The following is a 3,517-nucleotide window of genomic DNA, read 5'->3' on the forward strand; positions in this document are numbered from 1 at the left end:
GACCCGGCTCGCCGCCGAGGCCGCCCGCCGCGCCGCCGCCGACGGCAGCGCCGTCCTGTGGGGCAGCGGCCAGGACGCCGAGGACCACACCCCCTACGGCGTCTTCGCCGCCGCCCTCGACGGCTGGCTCGCCGAACACGACCCCGCCGAACGGGCCAGGGTCGGCGCCGAGTACCCCGAACTCGCCGCCTTCCTGCCCACCCTCGGCCAGGTGCCCACCGGCGCCGCCCGCAGCCCCGAGGAGGAACGCGACCGCCTCTTCCGGGCCGGCGCCGCCCTGCTCGGCGACCTCGCCGCCACCCGCCCCGTCCTGGTCGTCCTCGACGACCTGCACGCCGCCGACACCGGCTCCTACCAACTCCTCGGCCACCTCGCCCGCCGCGCCCACGACCGCCGCACCCCGCTGCGCTTCCTGGCCACCCACCGCGAGGAGGAACTCCCCGACGGCGACACCCGCCGCAGCGCCCTGGCCGCCCTGCTGCGCCGGCAACTCGCCGTCCGCGAGGAACTCGGACGGCTCGACCGGGCCGCCGTGCTGGCCGCCGCCCGCGACGCCACCGGCCGCACCCCCCGCCCCGAGGTCTGGGAACTCTCGCTCGGCAACCCGCTGTTCGCCCTCGAACTCGCCCGCGGAGGAAATCCGGAGGACGACCCGGCGCACCCGCCCGCCGGGGTGCGCGACCTGGTCGGGGAACGGCTCCTGAAACTCGACCCGGCCGCCCGCCGCTTCGTCGAGGCGCTCTCCGTGGCCGGCGTCGAGGCGGCCCTCGCCGAACTCCTCGACGTGGCCGAGCACGGCCTGCACCCGCCCGTCACCGGCGCCGCCGCCGCCGACGCCGTCGAACACGCCATCGCCGCCGCCCTCATCGAGGAACGCCAGGTCGTCACCGCCGGCCGCGCCGAGCCCGGCCTCGCCTTCCGCCACCCCCTCGTCCGGCTCACCTGCTACGACGGCCTCTCCGCCGTCCGCCGCCGCCAACTGCACGCCTCCTACGCCCAGGCCGTCCAGCGCCGCCGCCCCGACGCCGTCGACGCCCTCGCCTCCCACTTCACCCGCGCCGACGACCCGCGCGCCGCCGACTACCTGCGCCGCGCCGCCGAACGCGCCGCCGCGCTCTACGCCAACGACACCGCCGACCGCTACTACCGCGACCTCGTCGCCCGCCTCGACGTCGACGCCGCCCGCGCCCGCCTCGCCCACAGCCAGGTCCTGCGCCGGATGGGCGAACCCGCCCGCGCCGCCGCCGTGCTGCGCACCGCGCTCGCCGAGTTCCTCGCCCGCGGCGACCGGGACGACACCGTCGCCACCGCCGCCCACCTCGCCGAAGCACTCTTCCGGGCCGGTGAGGTCGAGGAGGCGCTCGCCGTGCTGGCCGCCCACCCGCCGCAGGCCGACACCGGCCCCGAGGCCCGCGCCCTGCACCACCTCGCCCGCTCCAACCTGGACAAGACCCAGGGCCGCTACCGGGACGCCTACGAGGCCGCCCGCCGCGCCCAGGGCCCGGCCGAACACGTCCCCGGCCCCAGCGGCCAGCACCTGCAGGCCCGTTCGCACGCCACGCAGGCCATCAGCCTCGGCCTGGCCGGCCGCTTCGGCGAGGCCCGCGAGGCCGGGGACCGCGCCCTCGCCCCCGCCCAGGCGTACGGCGACCCCGTGCTGCTCGGCTCCGTGCTCTCCACCCTGCGCGAGAACGCCCGCCGGCACGGCCGGCTGCACGATGCCGTCCGCTTCGGCCGCCAGGCCCTCGAGCACGCCCGGCACTCCGGCGACCCCCTCGCCACCGCCTTCGAACAGCTCAACCTCGCCGAACTCCACCTCCTGCTGGAGGAGAACGACACCGCCGCCCACTACGCCGAAGCCGCCGTCACCGCCGCCGACTGGGACGACGCCTGGTCACTGCCCTACGCCCTGGCCGTCCTCGCCCGCGTCCTGCTGCGCACCGGCGACACCGCACGCGCCGCCGCCCTCCTGGAACGGGCCGGCACCCCCCACGACGAACAGGCCCACCACGAAGTCCGGCGGGCCCGCGCCCTGTTCGCGCTGCGCGCCGACGACCCCGCCGCCGCCCTGGCCGCGCTCGGCCCCGACGCCGCCGAACGGGCCCCCGAACTCGCCGCCTACGCCCACCTCGCCGCCGGACGCCCCGCCGAAGCCGCCCGGATCGCCGCCGCCGAAGCCGCCCGCGCCCACACCACCGGCGAACGCCTCGCCGAGACCGAGGCCCTGCTCGCCCACGCCACCGCCGCCACCCGCCTCGGCGACACCGCCACCGCCCGCACCGCCCTCGTCCGCGCCGACCGCCTCGCCCGCACCCTCCCCTACCCCTCCGCCCTCACCCGGGTCCTCGACCTCCAGGCCGAAGCGGGCAGTTGACCGGGGAGGCGGGGGAACCCGGGGGACCGGGGGAGCGGGGGACCGGGGGAGCGGCCGGTCAGTAGGTGCGGTAGTAGAGGAGTTCCCCCGCCTCGCCGGGGGCCGCGCCCTCGCTCGGGATGAACAGGCCGACCAGGACCGCCGGCTGCCCGGACGGGGTGGTGAGAGCGGTCACGGACGGATTGGCGGAGGCCGTGCTGCCGCCGTGGGTGGTGACGGTGACGGGGTCCGCGTTGCCGGTCTGGTAGTCGTAGAGGAAGGTCCGCCAGGAACCGAAGTCGTTCTTCGTGTACTGGCCCTCGATCAGGGCGTACGGGAATCCGCGGAATTGCACGGCGTCGCGGTCGCCGATGTTCCCCCTGACGCCCCAGTAGAGCAGTGCGTTGTCGAACTCGTTCTGTTTCACGGCCGACCAGGAGGAGAAGTCCGTCAGAACGGCGCGCATCTGGCGGTCGACGTCGCAGTTCGAGAAGTAGTGGCCGCCGAGCTCGATCACCGAGTGGTCTATGTCGGGGGCCAGGCGCACCGAGTAGATGTTCGGCGTCCCCTCGGCGCAGGAGGAGAGCGAGCGCTTCGCGTCGTACTGCCGGGTGAACGTCCCGGCGAACAGGTCGGCCCGGCTGGGGAAGTAGCGCAGCGCGAGGTGGTTGGCCGGGTCCTGTTCCCACGCCATCAGGTAGCCGCCGTCGGAGAGTTGGACGATGCTGGGCTGGGAGGTGCCGGGGCCGAAATCCTCGACGAACGTCCAGTTCATCAGGTCGGACGAGGAGGCGAGCGCGGCGTGGAACCTCCCGTCGCTCCGCATGGTGTGGTACGTGGCCAGGTAGGAACCGGGGGCGGTCTGGATCACCTTCGCGGCGTCCATCGACCTCCCCTGGCTGTCGGTGGCCCGGTAGCGGTACGCGGTGGCCTGCCGGACGTCGCCGACCAGGGCCCGGAGTTCGGCCCGGGGCGGGTCGGACGGGGGAGCGGCGGACGGGGCGGCCTGGGACGGGGCGGACGGGGACGGGGCGGCCGGGGACGGGGTGGCCGGGGACGGGGCGGCCCCGAGCACGGCGGAGGCGGCGAGTACGAGGGCGAGGGCCGTCTTCTTCATGAGCGGAATCCCTGCTTTCCGGGGAGAAAAGGAAAAAAGGGGCCGCG

Annotated in this window: 2 protein-coding genes; one reads left to right on the plus strand and one right to left on the minus strand. The window is 76.0% G+C overall.

The features are described from left to right. A partial coding sequence (locus tag ACFUEL_RS37090) for an ATP-binding protein (protein WP_380242206.1) occupies positions 1-2,374 on the plus strand: 2,374 nt, incomplete at its 5' end. A 58-nt stretch (positions 2,375-2,432) separates the two neighbouring features. Here the strand turns inward: ACFUEL_RS37090 and ACFUEL_RS37095 are convergent. Continuing rightward, entirely contained in the window at positions 2,433-3,470 is a 1,038-nt protein-coding gene (locus ACFUEL_RS37095; RefSeq protein ID WP_380242208.1) for a sialidase family protein, read from the minus strand. Positions 3,471-3,517 lie beyond the last annotated feature (47 nt).

The sequence above is a fragment of the Kitasatospora sp. NPDC057198 genome, from assembly GCF_042670125.1.
Lineage (GTDB): Bacteria > Actinomycetota > Actinomycetes > Streptomycetales > Streptomycetaceae > Kitasatospora.